Source organism: Cellvibrio sp. UBA7661, assembly GCA_002483365.1.
In the GTDB taxonomy this organism is placed as follows: Bacteria; Pseudomonadota; Gammaproteobacteria; order Pseudomonadales; family Cellvibrionaceae; genus Cellvibrio.
On record DLHT01000013.1, the window covers coordinates 57,934 to 83,216 of the forward strand.

General features: G+C 51.1%; 23 protein-coding genes. 11 read left to right on the plus strand and 12 right to left on the minus strand.

Going from position 1 to position 25,283, the window contains the following annotated elements; translation table 11 throughout:
* Positions 1-51 precede the first annotated feature (51 nt).
* The 3 genes from B2739_RS11265 (at position 52) to B2739_RS11275 (ending at position 3,054) form a co-directional block, all read left to right on the plus strand.
* Complete coding sequence (locus B2739_RS11265; RefSeq protein ID WP_331345955.1) at positions 52-2,271, plus strand: choice-of-anchor B family protein; 2,220 nt, start codon at positions 52-54, stop codon at positions 2,269-2,271.
* Positions 2,255-2,719: a CYTH domain-containing protein gene (locus tag B2739_RS11270; RefSeq protein ID WP_331345956.1), complete on the plus strand. Its 465-nt coding sequence runs from the start codon at positions 2,255-2,257 to the stop codon at positions 2,717-2,719. The genes B2739_RS11265 and B2739_RS11270 overlap by 17 nt, the downstream gene beginning before the upstream one ends.
* A 125-nt stretch (positions 2,720-2,844) precedes the next feature.
* Positions 2,845-3,054 carry a DUF2061 domain-containing protein gene (locus B2739_RS11275; RefSeq protein WP_331345957.1) on the plus strand — a complete coding sequence of 70 codons (210 nt, stop codon included), beginning with the start codon at positions 2,845-2,847 and terminating at the stop codon, positions 3,052-3,054.
* Positions 3,055-3,185: 131 nt separating this feature from the next.
* Here B2739_RS11275 and tatC read toward each other — a convergent pair whose 3' ends face one another.
* From tatC to B2739_RS11310, 7 genes are read right to left on the minus strand one after another with little or no spacing between them, the layout of a single operon-like run.
* Positions 3,186-3,956, minus strand: a complete 771-nt coding sequence (tatC, locus tag B2739_RS11280; RefSeq protein WP_331345958.1) for a twin-arginine translocase subunit TatC — start codon at positions 3,954-3,956, stop codon at positions 3,186-3,188.
* A 6-nt stretch (positions 3,957-3,962) separates the two neighbouring features.
* Positions 3,963-4,403, minus strand: coding sequence for a Sec-independent protein translocase protein TatB (tatB, locus tag B2739_RS11285; RefSeq protein ID WP_331345959.1), 441 nt, complete (start codon positions 4,401-4,403; stop codon positions 3,963-3,965).
* A 3-nt stretch (positions 4,404-4,406) separates the two neighbouring features.
* Positions 4,407-4,670, minus strand: a complete 264-nt coding sequence (tatA, locus tag B2739_RS11290; protein ID WP_331345960.1) for a twin-arginine translocase TatA/TatE family subunit — start codon at positions 4,668-4,670, stop codon at positions 4,407-4,409.
* A gap of 30 nt (positions 4,671-4,700) precedes the next feature.
* On the minus strand, positions 4,701-5,039 hold the full coding sequence (locus B2739_RS11295; RefSeq protein WP_331345961.1) for a phosphoribosyl-ATP diphosphatase: 339 nt from the start codon (positions 5,037-5,039) through the stop codon (positions 4,701-4,703).
* 49 nt (positions 5,040-5,088) lie between these two features.
* Positions 5,089-5,475 (minus strand): phosphoribosyl-AMP cyclohydrolase, encoded by a 387-nt coding sequence (hisI, locus tag B2739_RS11300; RefSeq protein ID WP_049630877.1) that lies wholly within the window; start codon positions 5,473-5,475, stop codon positions 5,089-5,091.
* Between the two features lie 18 nt (positions 5,476-5,493).
* Entirely contained in the window at positions 5,494-6,354 is an 861-nt protein-coding gene (locus tag B2739_RS11305) for an aldo/keto reductase (RefSeq protein WP_331345962.1), read from the minus strand.
* The gene (locus B2739_RS11310; RefSeq protein ID WP_331345963.1) at positions 6,351-7,649 is read right to left on the minus strand and encodes an FAD-dependent oxidoreductase; all 1,299 of its coding nucleotides are present in this window, start codon (positions 7,647-7,649) and stop codon (positions 6,351-6,353) included. Before B2739_RS11310 ends, B2739_RS11305 begins: the two co-directional genes overlap by 4 nt.
* A gap of 155 nt (positions 7,650-7,804) precedes the next feature.
* On the opposite strand from B2739_RS11310, the gene B2739_RS11315 reads away from it, so the two are divergent.
* Positions 7,805-8,689, plus strand: coding sequence for a sugar nucleotide-binding protein (locus tag B2739_RS11315; protein WP_331345964.1), 885 nt, complete (start codon positions 7,805-7,807; stop codon positions 8,687-8,689).
* 119 nt (positions 8,690-8,808) lie between these two features.
* Here the strand turns inward: B2739_RS11315 and fabB are convergent, their stop codons facing one another.
* The 4 genes from fabB to B2739_RS11335 all read right to left on the minus strand — a co-directional run bounded on the left by fabB (position 8,809) and on the right by B2739_RS11335 (position 12,610).
* Complete coding sequence (gene fabB / locus B2739_RS11320; protein WP_331345965.1) at positions 8,809-10,020, minus strand: beta-ketoacyl-ACP synthase I; 1,212 nt, start codon at positions 10,018-10,020, stop codon at positions 8,809-8,811.
* A gap of 122 nt (positions 10,021-10,142) precedes the next feature.
* Positions 10,143-10,667, minus strand: coding sequence for a 3-hydroxyacyl-[acyl-carrier-protein] dehydratase FabA (gene fabA, locus B2739_RS11325; protein WP_049630870.1), 525 nt, complete (start codon positions 10,665-10,667; stop codon positions 10,143-10,145).
* Between the two features lie 120 nt (positions 10,668-10,787).
* Positions 10,788-11,750, minus strand: a complete 963-nt coding sequence (locus B2739_RS11330; protein WP_331345966.1) for a polyprenyl synthetase family protein — start codon at positions 11,748-11,750, stop codon at positions 10,788-10,790.
* A gap of 89 nt (positions 11,751-11,839) precedes the next feature.
* On the minus strand, positions 11,840-12,610 hold the full coding sequence (locus B2739_RS11335; protein ID WP_331345967.1) for a 4'-phosphopantetheinyl transferase family protein: 771 nt from the start codon (positions 12,608-12,610) through the stop codon (positions 11,840-11,842).
* A 388-nt stretch (positions 12,611-12,998) separates the two neighbouring features.
* Here B2739_RS11335 and B2739_RS11340 point away from each other — a divergent pair, with 388 nt between their 5' ends.
* The 3 genes from B2739_RS11340 (at position 12,999) to B2739_RS11350 (ending at position 17,666) form a co-directional block, all read left to right on the plus strand.
* The gene (locus B2739_RS11340) at positions 12,999-15,596 is read left to right on the plus strand and encodes a di-heme oxidoredictase family protein (protein WP_331345968.1); all 2,598 of its coding nucleotides are present in this window, start codon (positions 12,999-13,001) and stop codon (positions 15,594-15,596) included.
* A 121-nt stretch (positions 15,597-15,717) separates the two neighbouring features.
* Positions 15,718-16,215 carry a peptidylprolyl isomerase gene (locus B2739_RS11345; RefSeq protein ID WP_331345969.1) on the plus strand — a complete coding sequence of 166 codons (498 nt, stop codon included), beginning with the start codon at positions 15,718-15,720 and terminating at the stop codon, positions 16,213-16,215.
* Between the two features lie 239 nt (positions 16,216-16,454).
* Positions 16,455-17,666: a DUF5009 domain-containing protein gene (locus B2739_RS11350; RefSeq protein ID WP_331345970.1), complete on the plus strand. Its 1,212-nt coding sequence runs from the start codon at positions 16,455-16,457 to the stop codon at positions 17,664-17,666.
* Between the two features lie 3 nt (positions 17,667-17,669).
* On the opposite strand, the gene B2739_RS11355 is transcribed toward B2739_RS11350, so the two are convergent.
* Positions 17,670-18,311 (minus strand): TetR/AcrR family transcriptional regulator, encoded by a 642-nt coding sequence (locus B2739_RS11355; RefSeq protein WP_331345971.1) that lies wholly within the window; start codon positions 18,309-18,311, stop codon positions 17,670-17,672.
* Positions 18,312-18,630: 319 nt separating this feature from the next.
* Here B2739_RS11355 and B2739_RS11360 point away from each other — a divergent pair, with 319 nt between their 5' ends.
* The 4 genes from B2739_RS11360 to trxC all read left to right on the plus strand — a co-directional run bounded on the left by B2739_RS11360 (position 18,631) and on the right by trxC (position 25,248).
* Positions 18,631-19,821, plus strand: a complete 1,191-nt coding sequence (locus tag B2739_RS11360; protein WP_331345972.1) for an efflux RND transporter periplasmic adaptor subunit — start codon at positions 18,631-18,633, stop codon at positions 19,819-19,821.
* A gap of 146 nt (positions 19,822-19,967) precedes the next feature.
* Positions 19,968-23,192: a multidrug efflux RND transporter permease subunit gene (locus B2739_RS11365; RefSeq protein ID WP_331345973.1), complete on the plus strand. Its 3,225-nt coding sequence runs from the start codon at positions 19,968-19,970 to the stop codon at positions 23,190-23,192.
* On the plus strand, positions 23,189-24,667 hold the full coding sequence (locus tag B2739_RS11370) for an efflux transporter outer membrane subunit (protein WP_331345974.1): 1,479 nt from the start codon (positions 23,189-23,191) through the stop codon (positions 24,665-24,667). The genes B2739_RS11365 and B2739_RS11370 overlap by 4 nt, the downstream gene beginning before the upstream one ends.
* Positions 24,668-24,807: 140 nt before the next feature.
* Entirely contained in the window at positions 24,808-25,248 is a 441-nt protein-coding gene (gene trxC, locus B2739_RS11375; protein WP_331345975.1) for a thioredoxin TrxC, read from the plus strand.
* Positions 25,249-25,283: the final 35 nt, after the last annotated feature.

Consider the following 25,283-nt stretch of genomic DNA (forward strand, 5'->3'; position numbering starts at 1 on the left):
GGGATTGTGTTGTTGCAATCCTAACGAGTGAATTCTTTAAAGGACTCTAATGTGCGTATCAATGACTTCCGGTTATTAACAATCTCTGGCGTTATGTGTAGTGGTCTGGCGTTGTCGTCGCCGGTATTTGCTCATGCCGAGCATGATAAAGCCCGCTATGTGGCTGAGTCGGGCAAGGATGAGGGCCGCTGCGACCAGATTGCGTCGCCCTGCAAAACCATCGCGTATGCAGCCAGGCAAGCAGGCAAAGGCGACCGCATTTTAGTGGCGGAAGGTCGCTATGAAATTACCGACATGGATTCGGTTTTTTATCTCAGCTCTACCGTTGTACCGGTTTCCGGTGGTTATCAAAAAACAACATTTCAAAAAGCAACATCACAACAAACGGCTGCAACTAATAAATCGATATTGATTGGTGTTCCTGCGCAATTTGCACAGGGGTTGGCAGAAAAAGGTTTTACCGTTATCACTGATACCAAAGGCTTGAACCGCGAACAACAGCAATACCTGCAAGTAAAACAATCGCAATTAAGCGCAATGGCAGAAGCGCAAACGGCTGTGCCTTGTGTGAACGGAAAAGCAGGCGAGTTTAGTTGCACTAATCTTGATTTACTTGCGCATGTACCGCTGTCGCGTTTGGGCAATAGCGGTTCCAATGGCAATGATATTTGGGGGCATTACGATCTTAACGACGGGCGCGAGTACGCATTGGTAGGGCTCACTAATGGCGTGAGTGTGGTTGAGGTTAGCGACCCGGTGAATCCGCGCGTGGTGAGTTTTATTGCAAGCCAAAATACCGTCTGGCGCGATATCAAAACCTATCAGTTTTACGATAACAGCTTACGCCGTTGGATGAGTTACGCCTATGTGACAGCCGATGCCGCGAGCGTCGGCACTATGATCCTGGATTTAAATCAGTTGCCACAAACGGTTGTTGTGGCATCCAGTGAAAAAACCGATACCAGTGCGCACAATATTTATATCAGCAATGTTGATTATTCCACTGGTGTAGCGTTGACAGGAAAGGCGGCGTATATGCATATCGCCGGGAGTGATAAACAAGGCGGTGCATTTAATTCGTATTCACTTGCTGATCCATTAAAACCTGCCGCAGTGTATAAAAATGCGTTGGCATCGCCCCGCAACTGGTACAGCCACGATGTGTCATCGCTGTGGATTACCGATGAGCGTCGCGCGCAATGCATCGATACCAACAACGATTGCGATGTAATGCTGGATTACAACGAAAATGAAATTCTGTTGTGGGATAAAACCAACAATGCGGTACCGGCGAATTTGTCGCGCACCCAGTATCAATATGTGTCTTATGTACATTCCGGCTGGTGGATGGAAGACAAACAATTTATTTCTGTTCACGACGAGCTGGATGAAATTAATTATGGCTTAAATACGCGCGTGCGTTTTTTTGCCATCAACAATTTGCGCGCACCGGAATTAGTAGGTGAATATATTGGCCCGACGCCAGCGATTGATCACAACGGTTATACGCGCGGCAATCGCTACTATATTTCCAATTACGAGCGCGGTTTGGTGGTGTTGGATATTACTGATCCGCGCAACCCCAAAGAGGCCGGTTTTTTCGATACTTACCCTTTTGCGAATTCAGCGGCTTTTAATGGCGCTTGGGGAACCTATCCGTTTTTACCCAGTGGCAATATTTTGGTAAACGATATTAACAGCGGTTTATATGTGATTCGCGATAACACGGTAAGCGCAGAAGGCAGAGCAGTATTTTCTGCCTCGCATATCAATGCAAAAGAAGGTGAAAGCGTTCAAATAGCCATTCAGCGAACCGGCGGCAGTAACGGTAGGGTAGACGTTTTTTATGAAACACAAACCGGTAATGCAGATCAGAATGATTTCACCGCAGTAAATGGCAGTGTTGAATGGCTGGATGGTGACGCGAGTGAAAAAATAATCTCCATTCCCATTACTGCCGACGGTGAAGGCAATGAATATTCAGAGCATTTCTTTGTACGCTTGTATAATCCGCGCAACGGTCTTTCACTGGCATCGCCTAATATGATGCAAATAGTGATTGCAGATAAACCCGATGAGTCAGTAATAGGCTCGTCATCTGTAGCATCAAGCAATAATACTTCGGTGAACAATTCAGTGGCAGCAAGCGCGCCTGCATCCACAGCTAAATCCGGTGGAGGAGGTGGTTCGTTATCGTTTTATGTTTTGGCGCTGCTGTTGTGTCTGGTGCATATGAATTCCAAAAGGTGTGCGAATGGCAATCGAAATTGAACGTAAATTTTTAATTATTGGCGATGCTTGGCGCAGTGCGCCTGCGGTGTTTTATTCGCAGGGTTATTTAAACCGCGATAAAGCGCGCACGGTGCGTGTGCGTATTGCGGGTGATGAGGCGTTTCTGACGATCAAGGGGCAATCGGTAGGGGCGAGCCGTGCGGAGTTTGAGTATCCGGTGCCTGTTGAGGATGCGTGTGAGTTGCTTGCGCTGTGCGAGCAACCCTTAATAGAAAAGTATCGCCGCAAGATCCCACACGCAGGGTTTGTGTGGGAGGTGGATGAATTTGTGGGTGATAACGCAGGCTTGGTGGCCGCAGAAATTGAATTGCCATCGGAGGATTGCGTGTTTGATAAGCCGGAGTGGGTTGGGGAGGAGGTGACCAGTGATGCGCGCTATTTCAACTCCAACTTATCGCGCTTGCCGTTCAATCGGTGGCACAAATAGCTATTTTCTATTGATTGCTTAGAATCTATTTTCTTTGATAATGATTATTGCTTGCCTATGATGAATCCATGGGCTGATAAGTCATCAGCCGCCGATATTAACACCGGATTATTGAGGATTTCATCATGGCCAAGACAGCAACATTCGCAGTAGTGCATTTCAGCGTGGCCTTCACTGTGGGTTACGCCTTAACCGGAAGTATCGTGGTAGGTGGTGCGCTGGCGTTGATTGAGCCTGCCATCAACACCATTGCTTTCTACTTCCACGAATTGGGTTGGAAGAAATACGAAGAAAACAAAGAGGCGATCCAGGAGGCCTTGGCAAACAGTGTTTAGCTGGGGTTCCCGCATCAACCCTGCAATTAAACGGTCTGTGGATAAAACTGCCCGCTAATAAAAAATGGCCTGCGGAGTGATCGGCAGGCCATTTTTTTGAAGGGAGAACATTTTCTGGAAGAGTGACGTTGTCAGTTGGAGGGATCGTTGTTTTCGTTGGCTTGTTCGCGCTCTTCACTGCGTTTTTTCACCATCCGCCCAAAAAATAAACCGGCTTCAAATAGCATCCACATCGGAATGGCCAGCATAGTTTGGGAAAATACATCTGGTGGTGTGAGCAGCATGCCTACGAAAAAACATCCGACGACGATATAGCGGCGCTTCTCGGCCAAACCTTCAGGTGTAACCACGCCGGCGTGGATCAGCAGTACTGTCGCGACCGGAATCTCAAATGCAAAGCCGAAAGCAAAGAACATGTGCAGCACCAGATCGAGATACTTGGTGATGTCGGTCATTGTGCTTACGCCTTGCAGTTCAATCCCCATGGTGAAATTGAACAACATCGGCAAAACCAGAAAGTAGGCGAATGCCATGCCGGTAAAAAACAACAGCACGCTGGACAACAGTAGCGGTGCGGCTAATTGCTTTTCATGCTTATAAAGGCCGGGGGCGATGAAAGCCCATATCTGGTAGAGGATAAAAGGCACGGCAATGAAAAGTGATAGATAAAACGTGAGTTTTAACGGTGTTAAAAACGGCGATATCACATCGGTTGCAATCATGTGCGTGCCTGCAGGCAGCACCGCTTGCAAAGGCGCGGAGACAATCGCATAGATGTCTGTTGCAAATGGAAACAGGCAGGCAAATACCGCGAGTAAAAAATAAATGATGTGCAGCAGGCGCGTGCGCAGCTCGATCAAATGCTGCACCAGCGGTTGTTCTTTATCGGATGATGGGTTCATGCGTACTTAATTGCCCGTACCGGATTTGGATGAGGACGTGCTGGGTGTCGTGTTGTCAGCCTCAGGCGATGCAGGCGCCGCTTTTACCTGATCGTGCATGTGCGCGTGATCCGGTAACTCCTCGGGTGGGCCGTATTGTTTGGCACCCGCTGGCGCTTGTTCCGCAGGGTTGATACTGGCTGCCTGTTCGGCCTCGCGCATGCTTTGTTCAAGCTGCAAACGGGTAGCCTCCAGATTTTGCATGATTTCCTCGTTGTGCAATTGGCGGCGGATATCGTCCGCGCCGATTTGCCGCTCGATTTCTTCACGGGTATCGCGCAGGCTGCGTTTGAGCCTGCCTATCCACAATCCGATAGTGCGCACAGTGCCCGGTAATTGCTCGGGGCCGATAACCACCAAAGCAACGATCAGGCAAACCAGCAGTTCGGTAAAACCAATATCAAACACGGATTAAACCTTGGTGTTGTTCTGGTCAACTTTGTCGCCAGCAGCAGTGGCGTTAGTGGTCTTTTGATCCAGATTTTTAGGATCCATCTTTTGTGCAGGATCTTCTTCATCTTTCTTGGTTTCATCGGTGTTCATTGAGCTTTTGAAGCCTTTGATCATGCTGCCCAGATCGCTGCCCAAACTGCGCAGGCGTTTGGTGCCAAACAACATCACGACAATCGCCAGAACGATCAGGAGTTGCCAAATACTGATACCGCTAATACCCATGATAAATACCCTCAAAACATACGGTGTTGGTTACTGTGGAGTGCGCGCTGCTTTTTCGTCGTGACCCGACACATCAAAGCGGCGCGCTAGTTCATTTAATACTGCATCGGCATTGGTACCGAGGTGCGACAACATCACCAGACTATGGAACCACAAGTCTGCAGTTTCATAGATCAGATCAGTGTTATCACCACTGGCTTGGGCATCCTTCGCGGCCAAAATCGTTTCAGTGCATTCCTCACCGACTTTTTCCAAAATTTTATTCAGCCCTTTTTGATGCAGGCTGGCAACGTAGGAAGTTTCAGCGGCAGCATTGTTCTTGCGCGCTTCGAGGATGACCGTCAGTTGCTGGAGAATATCGTTGCTCATGTACAGCTCTTGGTTGGATAAGTTGCGAATAAATAAGTCTGCTGGATGACTATTGCGAGTAAATCGTCGCCGGATCTTTCAATACGGGTTCAACTGTTTGCCATTCACCGTCTTTGAGGACGCGATAAAAGCAAGATTCCCGGCCAGTATGGCAGGCAATTCCTCCCAGTTGTTCGACTTGCAAGACAATGACGTCTTCATCGCAATCCAGGCGGATCTCATGCAATTTCTGGATGTGACCCGAAGTTTCACCCTTGTGCCACAGTTGGTTGCGCGAGCGCGACCAGTAAACGGCTTCGCCGCGCTCAGCAGACAGTTGCAGGGACTCACGGTTCATCCAGGCCATCATCAAGATGCGGCCTGATTTTGCATCCTGGGCGATAGCGGGAACCAGTCCATCGCTGTTCCAGTTAACGGTGTCTAACCAATTACTCATAGTTTACTCAGTAGAATCTCATGCCAGATTTTGGGCACGCAATGCTTTCATCAGGTTAGCGCGCAAATGTTGCAAATTGACGGTGCCGATAATGGCACTGGTGACTCCTGCATGGGCGTAGGCAAAATCAAATGCGCCCTGAATGGGGTCTGGTTCGGGGGCATTGGCACCATGGAAGGCCTGCGCCGCGCCCTGAACGGGGGATGCATCATGGCAGATATGGCCGCTGGCGAGAACCTTTTTTAATAAAACGGCAGTGTCATGTTGCGCAGATTTTGCGATGACTGGCTCTTCCTCTGTATGCCCGGGATTGTAGGTGAGCATGACGGTATCGCACAGTTCCGCTGCTAACATTCCGCCCTCCAGGGTTTTGCTGGAGATACCAAATGCACGGATCCAGCCTTCCTGCTTGAGCTGCTGCAGGGTGTGGATAACCGGTGTTTGGGTGAGGATTTCCATGTCATTGCCATCGGAGTGGATCAGTACCAGATCAAGGTAATCCGTGCGCAGGCGGCGCATAGAGCGCTCCACGCTCAAGCGCGTGTGTTTGGCGCTGTAATCGAAGTAGGATTTTCCTTCGCCGGAGAATTTATCGGCCTCGAACTCCTCGCCTACTTTGGTGGAGATCACCCAGTTTTTACGCTCCTTGCGCAACAGCTCGCCCAAGCGCTCCTCGCTGTAACCATAAGCAGGCGCGGTATCGACCAGATTCACGCCCATATCGCGCGCGCAGGCAAGCAGGTCGCGCAGGGTTTCATCGCTGGGCAGCTCAAACGGGGCGGGGTATTTCAGGCTTTGGTTGCGGCCAAATTTGACGGTGCCCAAGCCTAGTGTGCTGATGTCTATGTCGGTACGCCCGAGGCGTTTACGCGGCATCATGATTCGTCGTCCTCATCATCCGGTTCGCGAAAGCGCAATGCCAGCGCCTCCTCTGCACTCATCGCCGGTGGAAATGCTTCATCCCATGGGGTTTTGGCCGGCTCGGCATAGGCTAAATAATCGAGCAGATTGGTCAGGGGCTCATGAGTAGTTTGAGCGGCAGGTTGGATGCCCGCTGCCTGCAATCGCTCAAGCGCCTGATTGGCAAGGTTAGGTGCCAGCGTCAGTTTGGTAGGCCAGCCGACCAGCACATTAGCAGCACCGTCAGCGGCGGCGATAAATGCGTTATCCGGCCGCACAAAACCGGGCTGGAGCGGTTCGGCGCGGTCGATCGGCAAGGTCGCCCATTCAGCTGTGTCCAGGTTCACCCAGGGAATCAACTCTTGCAGCTCTTGTTTGGCCAGTGCGATGAGCTCATCACTTGCCATTTGTGCGCCTTTCTCGGCAAGGCTGCCACCCAGATACCACACATGGGTGCCATCGGGCAGGCGATGGCTGGATATCGTCAAGCGCGGCGTTGTGTCACGCCCCAAACAATGCCCGTAGAAATCGAAGGGGTAGTGGTGTTTGACCATCACTTGCTGCAGTGGGCGCAGTTGCATCATCGGCTTTGTAAGCCCGATTTGCTGTAGCAGCGCTGCATTGCCTTTGCCTGCCGTAAAAATGAATTGCTGTGCGTGCAGATGAATCGCGTGCGTTGGTGTTTGGATGCGCAGGCTCACTACGCCCGCATCGTCTTTCTCCAGTTGCGCGTTATCCCAATCAATCAAAAACGCATTGCCTTCGATATTGTGGGCAAGGTTGGCGACCAGGCTGGGGGTGTCGATCACCAGATCTTCCAGGCGATAAAGGCTGCCACTGAACTGATTATTGCGCAGCAGCGGCGGGCGGCGATCCGGATGAACCGGGTCGATGCGGCCGCGGGTAATTTTACTGGCGAGGAAACCGGTCAACTTGCTGCCCAGATCATCGCCCGACCACATAAAAAAATGGTCGCTCAGGATGCGGGTATGGCGCAGGTCAACATCGCCCTCGCCGCACAAACATGCGCGCCAGTGGCGGGGCATATCGGCAATCGCCTCCGATGCACCGGTCAGCGCGCCTGCCAATGTGTACTTCATGCCGCCGTGGATCATGCCTTGTGAGGCGAGCGTTTGGTCGCTGCCCAAGGCGTTGGATTCAAATACCGCCACGCTGAAGCCAGCCGCTTTGGCGCGATTGGCGAGCCAAAGACCGGCTACGCCACCGCCGATAATGGCAAGATCAAGGTTTACTGTGAGTGTGGCGTGGGGCATTGGTAATAATTGATCCGTATCAGTGGCCGTAACAATCTTGACGGGTAAGACCAAAAGCGGCGCAGTATAAGCGTTTCGCGGATGAATTACCCTTGCGGTGGCAGCGGGTTCTACTGCTAATATGCGTAAATTTTTTTAAAGGCTTGTTCATCATAATGTCATTCACGCTGCTGTTAACCGATGTAACTTCTCCGTTAGGTAAAGCGCTTGAGCATGAGCTGGAGCGCGAACCCTTCAAACTACTTGTGCCATCGGCAGCGGAGTTGGATTGGTCGAATCCCCTTGGGCTTGCCGATTACATCGATAAACATAAGCCGGATTTGGTGATTAATTGTTGCGGCTGGGAAGAGGCTTACCATAGTGGCGGACAATCGTTGTTGTTATCCAGCGCTGCCTTGTTGGCTGAACATTGCGGTGCGCGCAATATCCCGCTGATTCATTTCTCCAGTTACAGCGTATTTGGCGGCGATGGCAAAGGCACCCACAGCGAAAAAGACGATGTGTCGCCGCTTAACGAAACGGGCAATGCGTTTGCGGAAGCTGAGCGGATGATTGTACAAAAGCTGGAAAAGCATATTGTATTGCGCTTGAGCTGGGTGATTGGTGCCTATGGCGATAACTTGCTTACGCGCTTGCTCAGTGCATTTTTGGCAGGGGCATCGGTCAGTGTAAACCGCCGTTTGCGCGGTGCGCCTACGGCGCTATCGGATGCTGCACGTGTCGCTGTGGCGATGGCCAAGCAAATCCAGTGTGGGGCGGAAAATTGGGGTGTCATGCATTATTGCAGCAGCGATGCCTGTACCGAAGACGAATTCGCCGAAAACCTCCTGCAGCTTCTCATCCAACAACAATTACTCACCGCCGAACCCAGCCTCACGCTCGAAGACAGCGAGCCTGTCGATGAACCGCTCAGCGCCATTCTCGGCTGCCGCCGCGCACGCGATTATTTTGGTATCCAATCCCGCTCCTGGCGCCCCAGCTTATTGCCGCTGGTGAAACAGTGGTTGCATAACCGCGAGCAGATTAAAACCACGCGATGAAGTGTGCGTTGGTCGTGAGGAGCGACCATAAAAAAACCGCGATGCGCTGGTGCGGCTCGCGGTTTTTTTATGGTGGTTTCAGTGATATGTAAGTGTGATATGTAAATGCGTTGGAGCACTTACATTCTCTGGAACACCAGTGTCGCGTTAGTGCCACCAAAGCCGAAGCTGTTGGACATCACACGGTTTAACTTCACGTTGTCCTGACGCTTGAGCACGATAGGCATGCCTTCGGCTTCAGGGTCGAGGGTTTCGATGTTGGCTGAGGCGCAGATAAAGTCGTTTTCCAACATCAGCAAACTGTAAATCGCTTCTTGTACGCCGGTTGCGCCAAGGCTGTGGCCGGTAAGCGATTTGGTCGAGCTGATGGCGGGAATATTGGCACCAAAGGTTTCTTTAATTGCGCGCAATTCGGCCAGATCGCCCACTGGCGTTGAGGTGCCGTGAGAGTTGATGTAGTCGATATCGCCTTCAACCGTTGCCAATGCTTGTTTCATGCAACGCACGGCACCTTCGCCTGACGGTGCAACCATGTCGTAGCCATCGGACGTTGCGCCGTAGCCGACGATCTCAGCATAGATTTTTGCCCCGCGCGCTTTGGCGTGTTCGTATTCTTCGATGACCAAGCAGCCGCCGCCACCAGCGATTACAAAACCATCGCGGTTCGCATCGTAAGCGCGTGAAGCTTTGTCGGGGGTTTCGTTGTATTTGGTCGAGAGTGCGCCCATCGCATCGAACAGGGCGGTCAGCGTCCAGTGCTCTTCTTCACCGCCACCAGCAAAAACGATGTCTTGCTTGCCGAGTTGGATTTGCTCCATAGCCACACCAATACAGTGGGCGCTGGTCGCACAGGCGGATGAAATTGAGTAGTTAACACCTTTGATTTTGAAAGGGGTCGCCAAACACGCAGAGGTAGTGCTGCCCATCGTTTGTGTTACACGATAGGGGCCAACGCGCTTCAGGCCTTTTTCACGCAGAATGTCTGCCGCTTCCACCAGATTCATGGAAGATGCGCCGCCGGAACCCATGATGATACCGGTGCGCTCATTGGAAACCTGATCTTCGCTCAATCCTGCATCGGCAATCGCTTGTTGCATAGAGAGGTAAGCGTATGCCGCCGCATCGCCCATAAAACGCAATACCTTGCGGTCGATCAGCTCGGACAGGTTGATATCAATAGAGCCTGCGACGTGGCTGCGGAATCCCATTTCTTTGTAGGATTCCTGGAACTTGATACCGGAACGGCCAGCGCGCAACGCATCCAATACGGCACTTTTATCATTGCCCAGACAGGACACAATCCCCATACCGGTAACAACAACGCGTTTCATAGGCTACCTCTTCTTACTCTTGAGCTACAGCATTTGGGCATTGATGCCCTTTGGCTTGGTTCGAAGCGAGCATTATGCCATAGGCAATAAGGCGCTCACTCATTGTAATTATTGCGAACAGATTAGAAGCTGTCAGTGTTTTGGAACAAACCCACACGCAAATCATGCGCGAAGTAAATGTCTTTGCCATCGCACGATACGCGGCCATCGGCAATTCCCATAATCAACTTGCGCTCAATCACGCGTTTCAAATTGATGTGGTAAGTAATTTTCTTGGCAGTAGGCAGGATTTGGCCAGTGAATTTCACTTCGCCACAACCTAATGCGCGGCCGCGGCCAGGGTTACCTTTCCAGCCAAGGAAAAAGCCGACCAATTGCCACATGGCATCCAGACCCAGGCAGCCTGGCATTACAGGATCGCCGGGGAAATGGCAGTCAAAGAACCACAGGTCAGGGCTGATATCCAGCTCTGCCACTATCTCGCCTTTGCCGAATTCGCCGCCAGTTTGGCTGATGTGCACAATGCGGTCGAGCATCAACATGTTGGGTTTTGGCAGCTGTGCGTTGCCTGGGCCGAACAATTTGCCGTCGCCACAGAGGAGCAAGTCTTCGCGGCTGTAAGAGCTTTTGGGTTCAAAGGGAGTCATGGAATTTACTCTGCTAGTGATCATTGCGCGCAGGCAACGCCCACGCAAAAGTGCGCCATTCTAACCGCTACGGCTGCATTGTCCAGTTTGGCGGATGCCGGTTGGCGTTGTGGGCGCAGGTCAGAAGCTGCGCGCCAGTGAAAACTCTGCCAGCTGCTTCATGGCGAGAGTGTAAGGATTATCGGGCAAAAGTTTCAGTTGTTCGAGTGCCTGTTGTACCTGCTGTTTTGCGGCATCCAGGGTGTAGGTCATGCCACCGGTGGTTTGTACTATCTCCAAAATGGCGGGCAACTGGCTGGCATCGCCATTGCGGATGGCGGTGGCGATCACCTCTGCCTGCGCAGCGGTTCCGGTGCGCATGGCGTAAATCAGTGGCAGGGTAGGTTTACCTTCGGCCAGATCATCACCCACATTTTTGCCGAGGGTTGCGGCATCGCCGGTGTAGTCCAGCGCATCGTCCACCAATTGGAATGCGACACCGACATGGCGACCATACAGGCGCAAGGCCTCGCGCTGCGCAGGTGTTGCGCCGCATTGCACCGCGGCTACTTCACAGGCAGCTGCAAATAAGATGGCGGTTTTTTTGTCGATGACGCGGAAGTAATTTTCTTCATCCACGTTGGGATCTTTGGCGTTCACCAGTTGTTGTACTTCACCTTCGGCGATGACGTTGGTGGTATCGCTCAGGATCGCCATGACATCCATATTGCCTATCGCCACCATCATCTGGAATGCGCGCGAATAGAGGAAATCCCCCACCAGTACGCTCGGCGCATTGCCCCATTGCGCATTGGCAGTCGGGCGGCCGCGGCGCAGGTTGGACATATCCACCACATCGTCATGCAACAAGGTGGCGGTGTGGATAAATTCAATAATCGCCGCGAGCGATAAATGATCCTTGCCCTGGTAGCCCAGTGCGTTGGCAGTGAGCAGCACCAGTAATGGGCGTAAGCGTTTGCCGCCTGCTTCCACCAAATAATGGCCGATGTTCTCAACCAGTCCGACATCGGAGTGAAGCTTATCGATGATGAGTTGGTTGACTGCGCTGAAGTCGTCTTTGACGGCCTGATGGAATGGCAACATGGGATCTTCTTATCTTGGAGTGAGTGCTGGGAACCGGGTTTTAAAGCGGTAATGTTCAGGCGGCAATGCTAGCAGTGGCGCCCGGCGAGTCAAGGAAAAGCTGGCAATGTGAGTGCATCAAGCCATTTGGCTGCCAGTGGTTGGCCGCTCTTGTGCGCCAGGGCACAGTAATCTTGTGGCGATAGCGCCCATTGGTGAAATTGCCACTGATCGCTGAGGCAGCCGAGCTGGTCGTCAATGGTTGCGCTGATGTTATCTGCGTCCCACTGAAAGGCGACCTTTTCCAATCCGGCAGATATGCCTGTGCCCAGCGCTTTGAAAAACGCTTCTTTGAGTGTCCACAGGCGATAGAAATAATCGGCCTGTGCGCTGCCTTGTAATGACTGCATTTGTGTCTGCTCATCAGGATGGTAATAGTGTTGGGCGATACCGGACAGGTTGCGCGCCGATCGGATACTTTCCAGATCGACTCCCAAAAGCTCAGCCTTGCCCACTGCCAGTACCGCCCAATGGCCGCTGTGACTCAAGCTGAAATGCATATCGCTATGGGGCAGGTAGGGTTTGCCTTTGTCGGAGCGCAACAATTCCAACTCTTGCGGTGCCACATCCAAATACCTCGCCAGCACCTTGCGCTGTAGCCAGCGGCTGGCGATATAACTCTCTTTGCCGCGCATAAATTTTTGCGCCCGCGTATGTTCGCTGGCACTCATGATCTTTGTCGCTTCAAGGCGATGCGCATCGGTAAATTGATCTAAATCCAGCAGCCACAGGTGTATTTCCCGTGCAGCTAATGATGCAGTGGCATCGGGCATTGCTTGGGAAAAAACCGGTGCGGAAAGAGATGGCAAATGTGTCGTCATGGTGTGGATGATCAAGGCTGCGCTTTAGGTGTGTACATTGTCGATGTGCGCTTTGGATAAAAGTAAAGCTGCGCATCATACGCCGATTCGCGTCCCACTTTGTCGTGTTGTGATTCATTCATCAATTCTGCGCGCGATTTGTTAGCTACATCGTTTTTTCAGGTGGGCGTATTGATCGTGTTTTTTAACCGAACCTAAAAAATACGCGTTCGCGGCGCTTGTCCGAACACTCTTTTTTTCCATGCTCGCACAATCCTTCTGCGTATCAGAGAGAGCCTGGCTTTTATGGTGAGAAGCTACAGGCGCTTTTCGTGGCGAATGTGTTTGCCGGTGTGATGCCGGGATGCCGTCGCATTCATTCGAATAACAAAACGAGAAGGTAATTAGTATGAACACTACTCCCCCCGGAGCGATTGTGCTGCGGCGCAAAAACTCCTTCAACCGTGACACCCTCAACCGCTTTAGTCAGCTGATGTGTATTACCGCGAGTTTGCTGTGTGCAGGCACCGCATTGGCGCAAACCAACCTTGCGCTTAACAAAACCACCTATGCCAGCAGTGAGCTGCGCGCCGCCAAAGATGCAGTCGATGGCAGCAGCTACAGCCGCTGGGAATCGACCCAAGGGTTGGAGGCGGGCTGGTTAACCGTCGATCTGGGCACCGCGACCAATCTTGGTCAGGTGGTTATCGATTGGGAGGCAGCTAACCCCGAGACTTATCAAATTCAGGGCTCTAACAATAATTCAACCTGGACGACACTCGCGACCAAAACCGGCGGCACTTTTGGCAACCGCACCGACAGTTTCAACGTGAGCGGCAGTTACCGTTATGTGCGTATGTATGCCACCAAACGTGCGCCGGGCAATGCTTGGGGTTATTCAATATTTGAGATGCGTGTGTTTGCCGGAGGCGCAGCAAGCAGCTCATCATCAAGCTCGTCGTCATCGTCCAGCACGGGCAATTTGGGCTATACGCCGCTGTTCCCGGAAGGTACGCAAGTGACCGAGCAAATCCAATACCGTGAGCCGGATGGCACATTGGTGACGTTAATGGGCATGCGCTCTACCGAACGCCATGCGCGCGAGCGCGGTGAGCCTTGGTTGGCAGCGAACGAGGCTGATGGCCGTTATTTCACTTATCCACCGTTTTATTTCCAAAACCGCTCGTTCGGTTTGAAAATCCGCGACACCATCCCTGCGGGCGGGCGCAATATCCGCATCACCATGTTGATTAATGAGGGGACTTTCTTTGGCACTACCTTCAGTTTGTTCCGCAACTCCAGCGACCCAACCGTCACCGAATTTGGCTGGGCGCTGAACTATGGTTTCAACAACCTGAAAGAAGGTAATTTGCCGCGCTGTTTTGATGGTGGCAATGAAGACTGCTACTTGGATGTCGATTCCTACTGGAATACCGGCCGCGATCCACACCGTCCGCTGGTGATGGGCGACCGTATTGAGCTGGCACCGGCACCGCGCTTGGTGGAGATGAGTGAATCGGACAACCGTGCACGTATCGATGGCGGCGGTTCGCGCTACTACTCGTTCGAGCAGCTGTATGTCGTCGGTGAGGGCGTTCGTCCCTGGTACGGTGTTGCGCCCAATCTGGATTCTGTTCCTGTACCGAATGATGCGCTGCTCGGCGGTGAGACCAGTGTGTCTTACAACTATTCCGAAGAACCATACCGCGTGTTCCAGCAAATGGCGAACAACATTGGTATCCGCAACACCGACCGCTTCCTCAAAGGTCGCCGGTTGTTCCATACCTCGTTTGCGACTGGCCAACACTCGGAGTTCCCAACCCAGAACCCCATCTTCAATGAGCACGTTAACCAGTTGGGTAGCAACTTTAACGATGAACGCTGTATCGCTTGTCACCAGTTGAATGGCCGCAGTAAAGCCGCGGTGGCAGGTGCTGCACTGGATACAATGTCAGTGCTGACCGGCGCGCCGGGCAACCTGCCTGACCCTTACTACGGCTTTAACGTTCTGCAGAAGGGGGCAGTGGATAACACCGTGAAGCTGCAGCGCTACGATGTAACCCCGCGCTTCCTCAACGATGGCACCCGCGTGGACATGCACAAACCGGTGTATGAATTCAGCGGCCCGGTGCCGCAGTTGTATTCCGTGCGTCAGGCGCCGCAAGTCATTGGTGCTGGTTTGTTAGAGGCGATTCCCGAGTCGGCCATTCTGGCGAATGTGGATGCTAGCGATACCAATGGCGATGGCGTGCGCGGTAAAGCCAACTTTGTGAAAAATCCGGAAACCGGCGCAACCCAGCTCGGCCGTTTTGGTTGGAAAGCAGCAAAAGCCAGTGTGCGCCATCAAGCCGCAGAAGCGCTGGTGCAGGATATGGGGGTGACATCGCCTGTGTATCCTGTTCGCTCCTGCCAAAAGACCGATGTGAATTGCCATCAAGCCGGTGTGAGCACCCATGTGTCTGAGTTGGAGCTGACCCGTCTGACCAACTATTTGCAGTTGCTCGGCGTACCGGCACAGCGCAGCTATCGCAGTGGTTATCCAAATGGTATGCGGGTATCGGTAGAGCACGATGTAAATCCGGCGCAAATCGCCCAGGGCAAAACTGTGTTTGAGAATGCCCAATGCGTGGCCTGCCACAAAGCCAGTTTCACCACCGGCAACACACATCCTTTCGCCGAATTGCGCAACCAAACTATCCGCCCCTACACCGACCTGCTGCTGCACGATATGGGGCCAGACCTTGCCGATACCCTCGCGCAAGACGGTGCTTCTGCCAGCATGTGGCGCACCGCGCCGCTGTGGGGTTTGGGTAGCTTGAAGTACGTGCAAAGCGGCACTTCGGCAGGCAATGAGGCGAGCGTCCGCTACTTGCACGATGGCCGCGCCCGCACGTTGGATGAGGCCATCCTCTGGCACGGCGGCGAAGCGACCAACAGCCGTTTGCGCTACGAGGCGCTTTCCACCGGCGATCGCAATGCACTAAAAGCGTTCCTCAATTCACTGTAATTTTTCTCCACCGATGTTTGATACATCACCCTTTAGCCCGCTTTATGCGGGCTTTTTTGTTTAGGGCAAATCAGCGACAATTCGCGCCCTCAAAAACACACAGAATCCTTTTGGAGTTGTTATGCAAATCACTGCCAACAAAGTTGTCAGCTTTCACTACCGCTTGAGCGAAACTGGCGGTGAGCTGCTGGAATCGTCTTACGATACCGACCCAACCCTCTATCTGCACGGCCACAATGGTTTGCTCGCAGCGCTGGAAGCTGCACTGGAAGGCAAACAAGCGGGCGACAAAATCAGCGTAAGCATCACCCCGGAGCAAGGCTACGGCCAGCGTCAGGAAGGTGCAGTGCAACGTATTCCGATCAAACACCTGCACGGTCACGAGAAACTGAAAGGCAAAATCAAACCGGGCATGAAAGTCGCGGTAAACACCCAGCACGGTCCTTGGGATGCAATCGTATTGAAAGTCGGTAAATTCAATGTCGATATCGACAGCAACCATCCACTGGCCGGTAAAAATCTGGAATTTGAACTGGAAGTCATTGACGTGCGCGATGCGACTGACGAAGAACTCGCTCACGGCCATGCGCACGGCGTTGGTGGTCATCACCACGATTAAGTGTTTTGATGGCGCCACCGCAAAAAAGCCCGCAGGTTATTGCGGGCTTTTTTATTGTGGGTATGGATTGACTGCGCCTCGTTCCCGAGCAAACACATGTACCTGTGTAGGGATTTGTAAATCGACAGTCAACGTTGTCATTTTTGGATTGCGGCTTTAGGTGCCGCTCGGTTATTGTGGATTTTTACAAAAAAATCAACCATAACAATGATCCCCATCGGGGGCGCAAGGGCAATTACATGAATAATCCCGTTAGTAACGCCAACCGCGTTTTATCCATCGATGTTTTCCGCGGCATCATTATTTTTACCATGGTCTTTGTGAATGAATTGGCCGGTGTTGCCGATATTCCCCAGTGGATGAAACATTTACCGGCTGATGTCGATGGCATGACCTTTGTTGATCTGGTTTTTCCGGCGTTTTTATTTATCGTCGGCATGTCAATTCCGTTTGCAATCCAGGCGCGCGCCAACAAGGGTGACTCCGCATTGGAGATTTTCAAACACATCGCCCTGCGCAGTTTCGGGTTGATGGTGATCGGCGTATTTATGGTGAATGCGGAGTCGGGCTACGATGCAGCGGCGATGAGTATTTCCATGCCGCTGTGGACCTTGTTAATGTTTATCTGTGTGTTGCTGATTTGGTCGAATTATCCCAAAACACTTTCACCCGCTATTTCACTCGGCGCAAAACTGATTGGCGTTGCCGGATTACTAATGCTTTGGTGGTTGTACCAAGGCCCGGATAATACCGGCATGACTACACAGTGGTGGGGAATTCTCGGGTTAATCGGTTGGGCATATTTGTTGGCAGGCTCGTTGTTTTTAATCACCCGTCAGTTTGCATCACCCGCGACGCAATTTTTTACACTCGCCGTTACATCGCTTGGCTTGATTGTGTTGTTTTTTGTTTTGGATAAAAACAAAGCGGATTTGGCGGACGTTCCGGTGTTGGAAACTCTGGCCGGATTCAATGGCAATCACACCCACGCCGCGATTGTGTTGGCTGGTGTCATTCTCTCGCAATTATTTTATCTGCCGAATTTTGCAACGAGTAAATTAAAAAATTACTCTATCTTTACCGGCGTAGTCTGCGCGTTAGCATTCGCTAGTTGGCAGGTGTCACCCATTTCCAAAATTTGGGCAACACCCAGCTGGGCGTTGTTCAGCGTATTTTTCTGCTGTCTGATTTTCGGTGCGGTTTATTGGTTGGTCGATGTAAAACAACAGCGTCGCTGGACTGCATTTTTTGAGCCGTCCGCCACCAATCCTTTATTGGTGTATATCCTGCCGTATATCGTGCTGTCGCTGTGCGGTATTTTCGGGTTTTATCTGCGCCCTGAATTTTTTAATGCGGGTGTGCCGGGTATTATCTGGAGTCTGTTGTTTGCTTGCGTAATTATGGGAATTGGCGCGCTGCTGACGCGCATGGGGTTGCGCGTCAAGTTGTAAATATTATGTTGGTTCGGCGCTTGGCCAAGTCGGTTTTGCGCTGAACCAAAACTCTGGTTTTAAACCGAGTATGCGATAAATCCCTTCCGGTAAATCTTTTTTAATGTTGCTGATGTTGCGTGTCACGCGCGCATGCATGATTGCGCCTTGCACGTACTGCTGCATCAGGCGCGCCAGTTGTTCCGGGTCTTTTGCGTTTTGCAGATAATTGTTATTGAGCAAGCTCAGCACTAACGCTTGATTGTACTTTGCGCCGCGCTCCGTCATAAGTTGCAAGGTATCGCTGATGCGATTTTCGCCGCAGCCCGCTTGCATGCCTGCCGTAAAAAATGCACAGCCGGGCACATTGTCTTTATCGTTACCCACTTTGTTAATAAAAATAAATTGCAGCCAATTTTCCAGCTGTTCAAGTGGGCTGTTGATGGGGGAAAAAATACAATCCAGCTCGCGGCGAATTTCATCCCAATAGTGATTGGTCGCTTCACAAAACAGCTGCGCCTTGGATTCAAAGTGGTGGTAGAAGCTGCCTTTGGTAACGCCCGCCTGCTTGCAGATTTCATTCACACCCACGGAATTGTAATTGCTGTTCCATATCAGGCCCAGCGCAGTTTCCAGTAATACAGTGCGGGTATCAGTAGCGTTCATTACTCGGGTTCTCGTACAAAGACTAAGGTCATTATGATACCGGCCGGTATGTTTTTCAATCGGCCATTTTCTTGTCTATACCGGTTGCAGGTCAAAAGTTGCGCCTGCATCAAAAAAAATCTGCTCGCCAAACTTATTGATTTTATTGGTGTTTATTCTGCTTCTTTCCATTTTACTCCCCCTGGTGTGAACACTGCCTGAAAAATCTTGTTGACCAGCATACCGACCGGTATGTATGATTTTCACAAATGCCGATTTAGACCCCTCCAAGGAGTTTCAAATAGTCATTCATTTGCTAACGGATTTCAGGAGACTTCCCATGAGTAGCACCGTGAATATCAAGAGTACAGCGGCGTTATCCCGCCGTACCTTCCACTACACTGCTGCCGCCATACTTGCAGGTATAGTAGGCTTTTATTATGTGTCCGGAGTGGATGCTGCAACCCCTGCCGCCGTACCACCTGCACCGGCGGTGGATGTGGTGGTGGTAGAGCCGCAAGCCATACGCACCTGGGCTAATTTTTCAGGCCGCCTTGCGCCGGTAGAAAGCGCCGCCATCAAACCTCTGGTGAGTGGCACCATCCAGCAGGTGTTGTTTAGCGAAGGTCAGCAGGTGAAAAAAGGCCAGCCGCTGTTTGTGATTGACCCGCGTCCGCATCAGGCATCGGTGCAGCGCGCCCAGGCACAATTGGCGACAGCGCAATCGCGCGCAAAACTGGCGAAAGATGAATTGGATCGCTCACAGCAATTGATTGCGGCCAAGTTGATATCGCAAAGCATTTACGATTCCGCCTTCAGTGCGCATCAGGTTGCGCAAGCCGATGTAAAACAGGCAGAAGCAGCCTTGAGTCAGGCAAAGTTGGATTTGGAATATGCGCACATCAGCGCGCCTATTTCCGGGCGTGTCGGCCGCGCTGAATTGACGGTAGGCAATGTGGTGGAGGCGGGGGCAAATGCGCCACTGCTCACGCAGATTGTAGCGAACGACAAGCTCTATGCAGAATTTAATGTGGATGAAGCGACCTACATTCAATTTGTACGCAACACCAAAAACACGCAGGACATGCCAGTGGAATTAACACTCGCCAGCGATGCCAGCGTGACCTACAAAGGTTATATCTCTGCCTTTGATAATCGTCTGGATACCAATAGCGGCACCATTCGTGCGCGCGCTGTATTTGAAAACAACGACGGTGCATTAACCGCCGGTATGTTTGCCAATGTGCGCTTGGGTTCAGCAGAAAAAATGCAGGCGTTATTAATTCCCGAGCGTGCCATTGGTACCAACCAAAGCAAAAAATATGTATTGGTTGTGGATGAAAATAACACCGCGAATTATCACGAAGTCACCTTGGGTGATCACTATCAAGGCCAGCGTGTGATTGTCGCTGGTGTGAATGCGGGCGATAAAATTATCGTCAATGGTCTGTCCCACGTGCGACCCAATAGCGTCGTCAATCCGAGTGTTACGCAAGAAAGTGCTGCAACCAAGGTTGCGTCTTCGCACTGATCTAATTACACACTAGCTTTCCGATTGTTTTATAGCGAGATCTGTTGGTGCTATGCACCAGCAGTCTCCAAGCTCGTCATTTGGTTTTATTCATTTTTTTACATTTTCAATTCGATTTTTATTGTAGCCATGCAGGCAGGTTCAGTATGAACATATCCAAATTTTTTGTGGATCGCCCAATTTTTGCCGGTGTGATTTCACTGTTGATTTTTATCGGTGGCGCTATCGCCATGTTTCAATTGCCGATTTCGGAATACCCCGAAGTATCGCCGCCGTCGGTGGTCGTGAATGCCTCCTATCCGGGTGCAAACCCGAAAGTGATTGCTGAAACCGTAGCAACACCTTTGGAAGAGCAATTGGCGGGCACTGAAAATATGTTGTACATGTTTTCACAAGCCACAACCGATGGCCGCTTGACCTTAACGGTGACATTTAAAATCGGCACCGATCCCGATCTTGCACAGCAAATGGTGCAGAACCGTATTTCCCAGGCACTGCCGCGTTTGCCCGATGTCACCCGCCAGCGCGGTGTAACCGTCGTAAAAAGTTCGCCTGATTTAACCATGGTGGTGCATTTAATTTCGCCGGACAAAAGTTACGACGAACTTTATCTGCGCAACTACGCATTAATGAATATCAAAGATGAACTCGCCAAAGTGCCGGGTGTAGGAATGGTGCGTTTGTTTGGCTCTGGCGATTACGCCATGCGTATTTGGTTGAATCCGGAAAAAATTGCAGAAAAAAATCTCACCGCGAATGATGTGGTTAACGCCGTGCGCGAACAAAACGTGCAAGTGGCTGCCGGTATTATCGGTGGTGCGCCCGTGACCGATTTGGTGGATGTGCAATTGCCAGTGAATGCCAAAGGCCGTTTGGATAATCCGGAAGAGTTTGGCGAAATTATTATTCGCGCGGGCAGCAATGGTGAAATTACCCGTTTGAAAGATGTCGCCCGTGTGGAAATGGGTGCGTCAGAATTCGCGCTGAACTCCATGCTCGATAGCCAGCCTGCAGTCGCTATTCCTATTTTCCAGGCACCCGGTGCGAATGCTATTCAAATTTCCGACAAGGTACGCGCCACTATGGCGGAATTGAAGGAGCGTTTTCCTGTCGGTGTGGATTACCACGTTGTGTATGACCCTACCATTTTTGTTAAAAGCTCAATCAAAGCAGTGATCAAAACCTTGCTTGAAGCACTGGCGTTGGTTGTGGTGGTTGTGATTCTGTTTTTGCAAACCTGGAGAGCCTCCATTATTCCGCTGCTCGCCGTTCCGGTTTCCATTATCGGTACCTTTGCATTGATGTGGGCGTTTGGTTTTTCCATCAACACGCTTTCGCTATTTGGTTTGGTACTGGCGATTGGTATCGTCGTTGACGATGCCATTGTGGTGGTAGAAAACGTTGAGCGAAATATTGAAGAGGGATTAACACCGCTGGCGGCGACCTATAAAGCGATGCAGGAAGTTAGCGGGCCGATTATTGCTATTTCATTAACGTTGATTGCAGTGTTTGTGCCTATCGCATTCGTGAGTGGTTTAACTGGCCAGTTTTACAAACAATTTGCGTTGACTATTGCGATTTCCACCGTGATTTCGGCGATTAACTCGCTCACGCTCAGCCCGGCATTGGCAGCGCTGTTGTTAAAAAGTCACGACGCACCTAAAGATCGTTTGACCAGAGGGATGGATAAAGTATTCGGTAGTTTCTTTGCCTGGTTCAATCGCAGCTTTGCGCGTGCATCCGGTAATTACTCTACCCAAGTCGGAAAAATTTTAGGCCGCAAAATGGCAGCGGTCGGTGTTTATGCAGTGTTGCTCGGTGTTGCAGTAGTTGGGTTCAATATTATTCCCAAAGGCTTTGTGCCCGCACAGGATAAACAATATCTGATTGCGTTTGCGCAGTTGCCCGACGGCGCGACTCTGAACCGTACCGAGCAAGTGATCCGTGAAATGGGTGAAATTGGTTTGGCCGAAGCCGGTGTGGAAAATGCGGTGCAATTTCCCGGCTTGAGTATTAACGGTTTCACCAACAGCTCCAGCGCGGGCATTGTGTTTTTCCCGTTAAAAGATTTTGACCAGCGCACCAGTGATGATCTTTCTGCAGGAGCTATTGCGCACAAATTGCAAATGAAATTTGCCGGTATAGAAGAAGCGTTTATTGCGATCTTCCCTCCACCGCCTGTGCGTGGTTTGGGTACAACCGGTGGATTTAAATTGCAAATTGAAGACCGCGCAGGGTTGGGTTACGAAAAACTGGCTGAAGTGGTTGCGCAGGTGCAACAAAAAGCCATGCAGCGCCCGGAGCTTGCGAGTGTGTTTTCAAATTACAAAATCAATGTGCCGCAATTGTATGCCGACGTGGATCGCACCAAAGCCAAACAGCTTGGCCTGAATGTGAAAGATGTCTTCGACACCATGCAAGTATATCTCGGTTCCTTGTATGTAAATGACTTTAACCAATTTGGTCGCACCTATCAGGTTATCGCGCAAGCGGATGCAGAATATCGCAACACGCCTGATGATGCGCTCAAATTAAAAGTGCGCAATGCGCAGGGCGATATGGTGCCGCTCGGCGCTGTGTTGAGTATGCAAGAAAGTTATGGCCCTGAAAGTGCTGCGCATTACAACGGTTATTTGGCGGCAGATATTAACGGCAATGCGGCGCCCGGTTATTCAAGTGGGCAGGCACAGGATGCGATTGCTGAAATTCTGGATGAAGTATTGCCTGCGGGTATTGTGTATGAATGGACCGATTTAACTTATCAGGAAGTGCTTGCCGGTAATACCGCGATTTACATTTTGCCATTGTGTTTGCTGTTGGTGTTTTTGGTGCTTGCCGCGCAGTACGAAAGTTTGGCGCTGCCACTGGTCGTCGTGACGATTGTTCCACTCTCGATTTTGTCTGCACTTTTTGGTGTGTGGATTACCAATGGCGACAATAATATTTTCACGCAAATCAGTTTGTTTGTACTGGCGGGTCTTGCCAGTAAAAATGCGATTTTGATTGTGGAATTTGCGCGTGAATTGGAAATGCGCGGCATGGAAACTTATCAAGCGGCAATCACCGCGAGCCGTATGCGTTTACGCCCGATTTTGATGACCTCTTTCGCCTTCATTATGGGTGTACTGCCGATGGTGTTCTCTACCGGTGCGGGTGCAGAAATGCGTAGCGTGATGGGTATCGCGGTGTTCTCGGGCATGTTGGGTGTGACCTTCTTTGGCTTGTTTTTCACGCCGATGTTTTATGTGTTGCTGCGCAAGCTGGAAGGTAATCGCAGTTATAAAGAAGGCAAGCGCAGCAATAAAGTTGAAGATCATTCTGTTCCTGCAGTGGAAGATAAAAGTGCAGGGCATAAAGAGGTGCATGTATGAACCGGAAACCTTTATTGAAACTATTTAGTCTTGCATTGCTGCCCCTGGTCATCAGCGCCTGTAGCGGATTTAAATCTGTCGAACAGGCGCGTGATCTGGCAGCCACACCAACACTGCCTGCTGCATTCGCTATGCAGCAAGGTATGATGCAGGAACAGCCTGTGGTTGCATGGTGGTCGCAATTAAACGATGAGCAGTTAAATCAATTAATTGCCGATGCGTTGCAACAAAACCATTCGATCCGTATCGCGCAAGCATCACTTGCTGAATCGCGCGCTCTGCTGCGCAATAGCAAGTTGGATCGCTACCCAACAGTGGAAGCCAATGTCAGCGGCACGCGCCAAAAACAAAGCGCAGATATTGTAGGCGCAGGTGATCGCATCAGCGAAACTTATCAAGCCGGTTTTGATGCGAGCTGGGAGTTGGATGTATTTGGTCGCGTGCGCAATGGTGTGAAATTATCCAAAGCACAATTGGCCGCAAGCGAAGCCGATTTGCAAGCAGCACAAGTCAGTATCGCAGCAGAAGTCGCCAGTGCTTACATCACCTTGCGTGGCAACCAGTATTTATTGGATGTGGCGCTGCGCAATGTGATCAATCAGCAGGAAACGCTGCAACTTACCGAGCGTTTTGAAGAAGTTGGGCGTGGCGATCAGTTAGATGTTGCGCGTGCCGAAGCGCAGCTTGAATTAACGCGCGCGAGTATTCCGGTGTTGCATGCGCAAGTGAATGTGGCGTTGAATCGCATTGGCGTACTTACTGGCAAACCTACCGCTGAATTAAAAATGGCGCTGACGCAAACCAAGTCTTTGCCGGAAGTACCTGCATCCTTTGCGGTGGGAAATCCTGCGGATTTATTAAAGCGTCGGCCTGACATTCGCCGTGCAGAAAATGCGCTTGCCGGTGCCGTTGCTGAATACAATATTCGCGTGGCCGATTTGTATCCCAGCATTACTTTTAGCGGTGGCCTTGGTTATTTATCGACGGATTGGACGCGTCTGGGTAATAGCGGAACCGATACGTTTTCCTTCTCACCGCGTATTCAATGGGCGGCGTTAAATCTCGGCCGCGTGGATGCGCAAATCGATGCTGCCGATGCCCGCACCCAGGCGCGTGTTGCGGAGTTTGAACAAAAAGTATTGGTGGCGTTGGAAGAAACCGATAACGCCTTGCAAAATTTCTCGCGTGAAGAAGAGCGCCGTACCGACTTGCAACGCGCATTAAATGCCAGTAATCAGGCTGCATTTTTTGCCCGCAAACGGTTTGAGGTGGGCAGCAGTGATTTTTTAACGGTGCTCGATGCAGAGCGTTCGCAATTGACGATTAGTGCGCAGTTAGCGCAGAGCGATATGCAAGTGCTATTAAATCTGGTCGCGGTCTATAAATCGCTGGGCGGCGGCTGGCAGTTGGATAATACGGCAGTTGTAAAAAATGTTTCAGTAGCAAAAAGCGCATCTGTTGTAGCACGCAATTAGCGAATATCGATTTACCCCTCACTGGAAACCCAGTGCTCCTTTGCCTGCCGTCGCCCCCCTTGGCGGCGGTGGGTCTTTTTATTTGTTATAGTGGTTTATATTTTATTTTCTCCCATTTTATACCCACACGCGGAGCGACCATGAGCGCCATACAAATTAATTGCCCCCATTGTTTTGCCACTAACCGTTTACCTTCTGAGCGCCTTGCTGATAACCCAACCTGCGGCCGGTGCAAAAATCATCTGTTTGTGGGAAAACCACTGGAGTTGAATGCGGGGAATGTCGCTAGCACCATCGAGAAAAATGATATTCCGGTATTGGTAGATTGTTGGGCACCCTGGTGTGGTCCTTGCCAAAGCTTTGCGCCGGTGTTTGAACAGTTGGCCGCGCAATCGGAACCCTATTTACGTTGTGCAAAATTAAATACCGAAGCTGTTCCATCCGTTGCGCAAGATTGGGGCATTCGCAGTATTCCCACATTGATTTTATTTAAAGGCGGGCGCGAAGTAGAACGTGTATCCGGCGCTATGCCATTGCCGCAACTCAAAGCCTGGTTGGTGCAGGTGGGCGCGTTTAATTAAAAGAAAATATACAGAAATAATTCCCATGCGATAAT

Excerpts from the sequence above, each read along its gene's own strand:
- B2739_RS11345 (WP_331345969.1), top strand. The coding sequence starts at position 15,718 with ATGCAAATCACTGCCAACAAAGTTGTCAGCTTTCACTACCGCTTGAGC.
- B2739_RS11340 (WP_331345968.1), top strand. The coding sequence starts at position 12,999 with ATGAACACTACTCCCCCCGGAGCGATTGTGCTGCGGCGCAAAAACTCC.
- fabB (WP_331345965.1), bottom strand. The coding sequence starts at position 10,020 with ATGAAACGCGTTGTTGTTACCGGTATGGGGATTGTGTCCTGTCTGGGC.
- B2739_RS11370 (WP_331345974.1), top strand. The coding sequence starts at position 23,189 with ATGAACCGGAAACCTTTATTGAAACTATTTAGTCTTGCATTGCTGCCC.
- fabA (WP_049630870.1), bottom strand. The coding sequence starts at position 10,667 with ATGACTCCCTTTGAACCCAAAAGCTCTTACAGCCGCGAAGACTTGCTC.
- B2739_RS11335 (WP_331345967.1), bottom strand. The coding sequence starts at position 12,610 with ATGACGACACATTTGCCATCTCTTTCCGCACCGGTTTTTTCCCAAGCA.
- B2739_RS11310 (WP_331345963.1), bottom strand. The coding sequence starts at position 7,649 with ATGCCCCACGCCACACTCACAGTAAACCTTGATCTTGCCATTATCGGC.
- B2739_RS11295 (WP_331345961.1), bottom strand. The coding sequence starts at position 5,039 with ATGAGCAACGATATTCTCCAGCAACTGACGGTCATCCTCGAAGCGCGC.
- tatC (WP_331345958.1), bottom strand. The coding sequence starts at position 3,956 with ATGAACCCATCATCCGATAAAGAACAACCGCTGGTGCAGCATTTGATC.
- tatA (WP_331345960.1), bottom strand. The coding sequence starts at position 4,670 with ATGGGTATTAGCGGTATCAGTATTTGGCAACTCCTGATCGTTCTGGCG.
- B2739_RS11365 (WP_331345973.1), top strand. The coding sequence starts at position 19,968 with ATGAACATATCCAAATTTTTTGTGGATCGCCCAATTTTTGCCGGTGTG.
- B2739_RS11315 (WP_331345964.1), top strand. The coding sequence starts at position 7,805 with ATGTCATTCACGCTGCTGTTAACCGATGTAACTTCTCCGTTAGGTAAA.
- B2739_RS11350 (WP_331345970.1), top strand. The coding sequence starts at position 16,455 with ATGAATAATCCCGTTAGTAACGCCAACCGCGTTTTATCCATCGATGTT.
- B2739_RS11305 (WP_331345962.1), bottom strand. The coding sequence starts at position 6,354 with ATGATGCCGCGTAAACGCCTCGGGCGTACCGACATAGACATCAGCACA.
- B2739_RS11355 (WP_331345971.1), bottom strand. The coding sequence starts at position 18,311 with ATGAACGCTACTGATACCCGCACTGTATTACTGGAAACTGCGCTGGGC.
- hisI (WP_049630877.1), bottom strand. The coding sequence starts at position 5,475 with ATGAGTAATTGGTTAGACACCGTTAACTGGAACAGCGATGGACTGGTT.
- B2739_RS11330 (WP_331345966.1), bottom strand. The coding sequence starts at position 11,750 with ATGTTGCCATTCCATCAGGCCGTCAAAGACGACTTCAGCGCAGTCAAC.
- B2739_RS11360 (WP_331345972.1), top strand. The coding sequence starts at position 18,631 with ATGAGTAGCACCGTGAATATCAAGAGTACAGCGGCGTTATCCCGCCGT.
- trxC (WP_331345975.1), top strand. The coding sequence starts at position 24,808 with ATGAGCGCCATACAAATTAATTGCCCCCATTGTTTTGCCACTAACCGT.
- B2739_RS11275 (WP_331345957.1), top strand. The coding sequence starts at position 2,845 with ATGGCCAAGACAGCAACATTCGCAGTAGTGCATTTCAGCGTGGCCTTC.
- B2739_RS11270 (WP_331345956.1), top strand. The coding sequence starts at position 2,255 with ATGGCAATCGAAATTGAACGTAAATTTTTAATTATTGGCGATGCTTGG.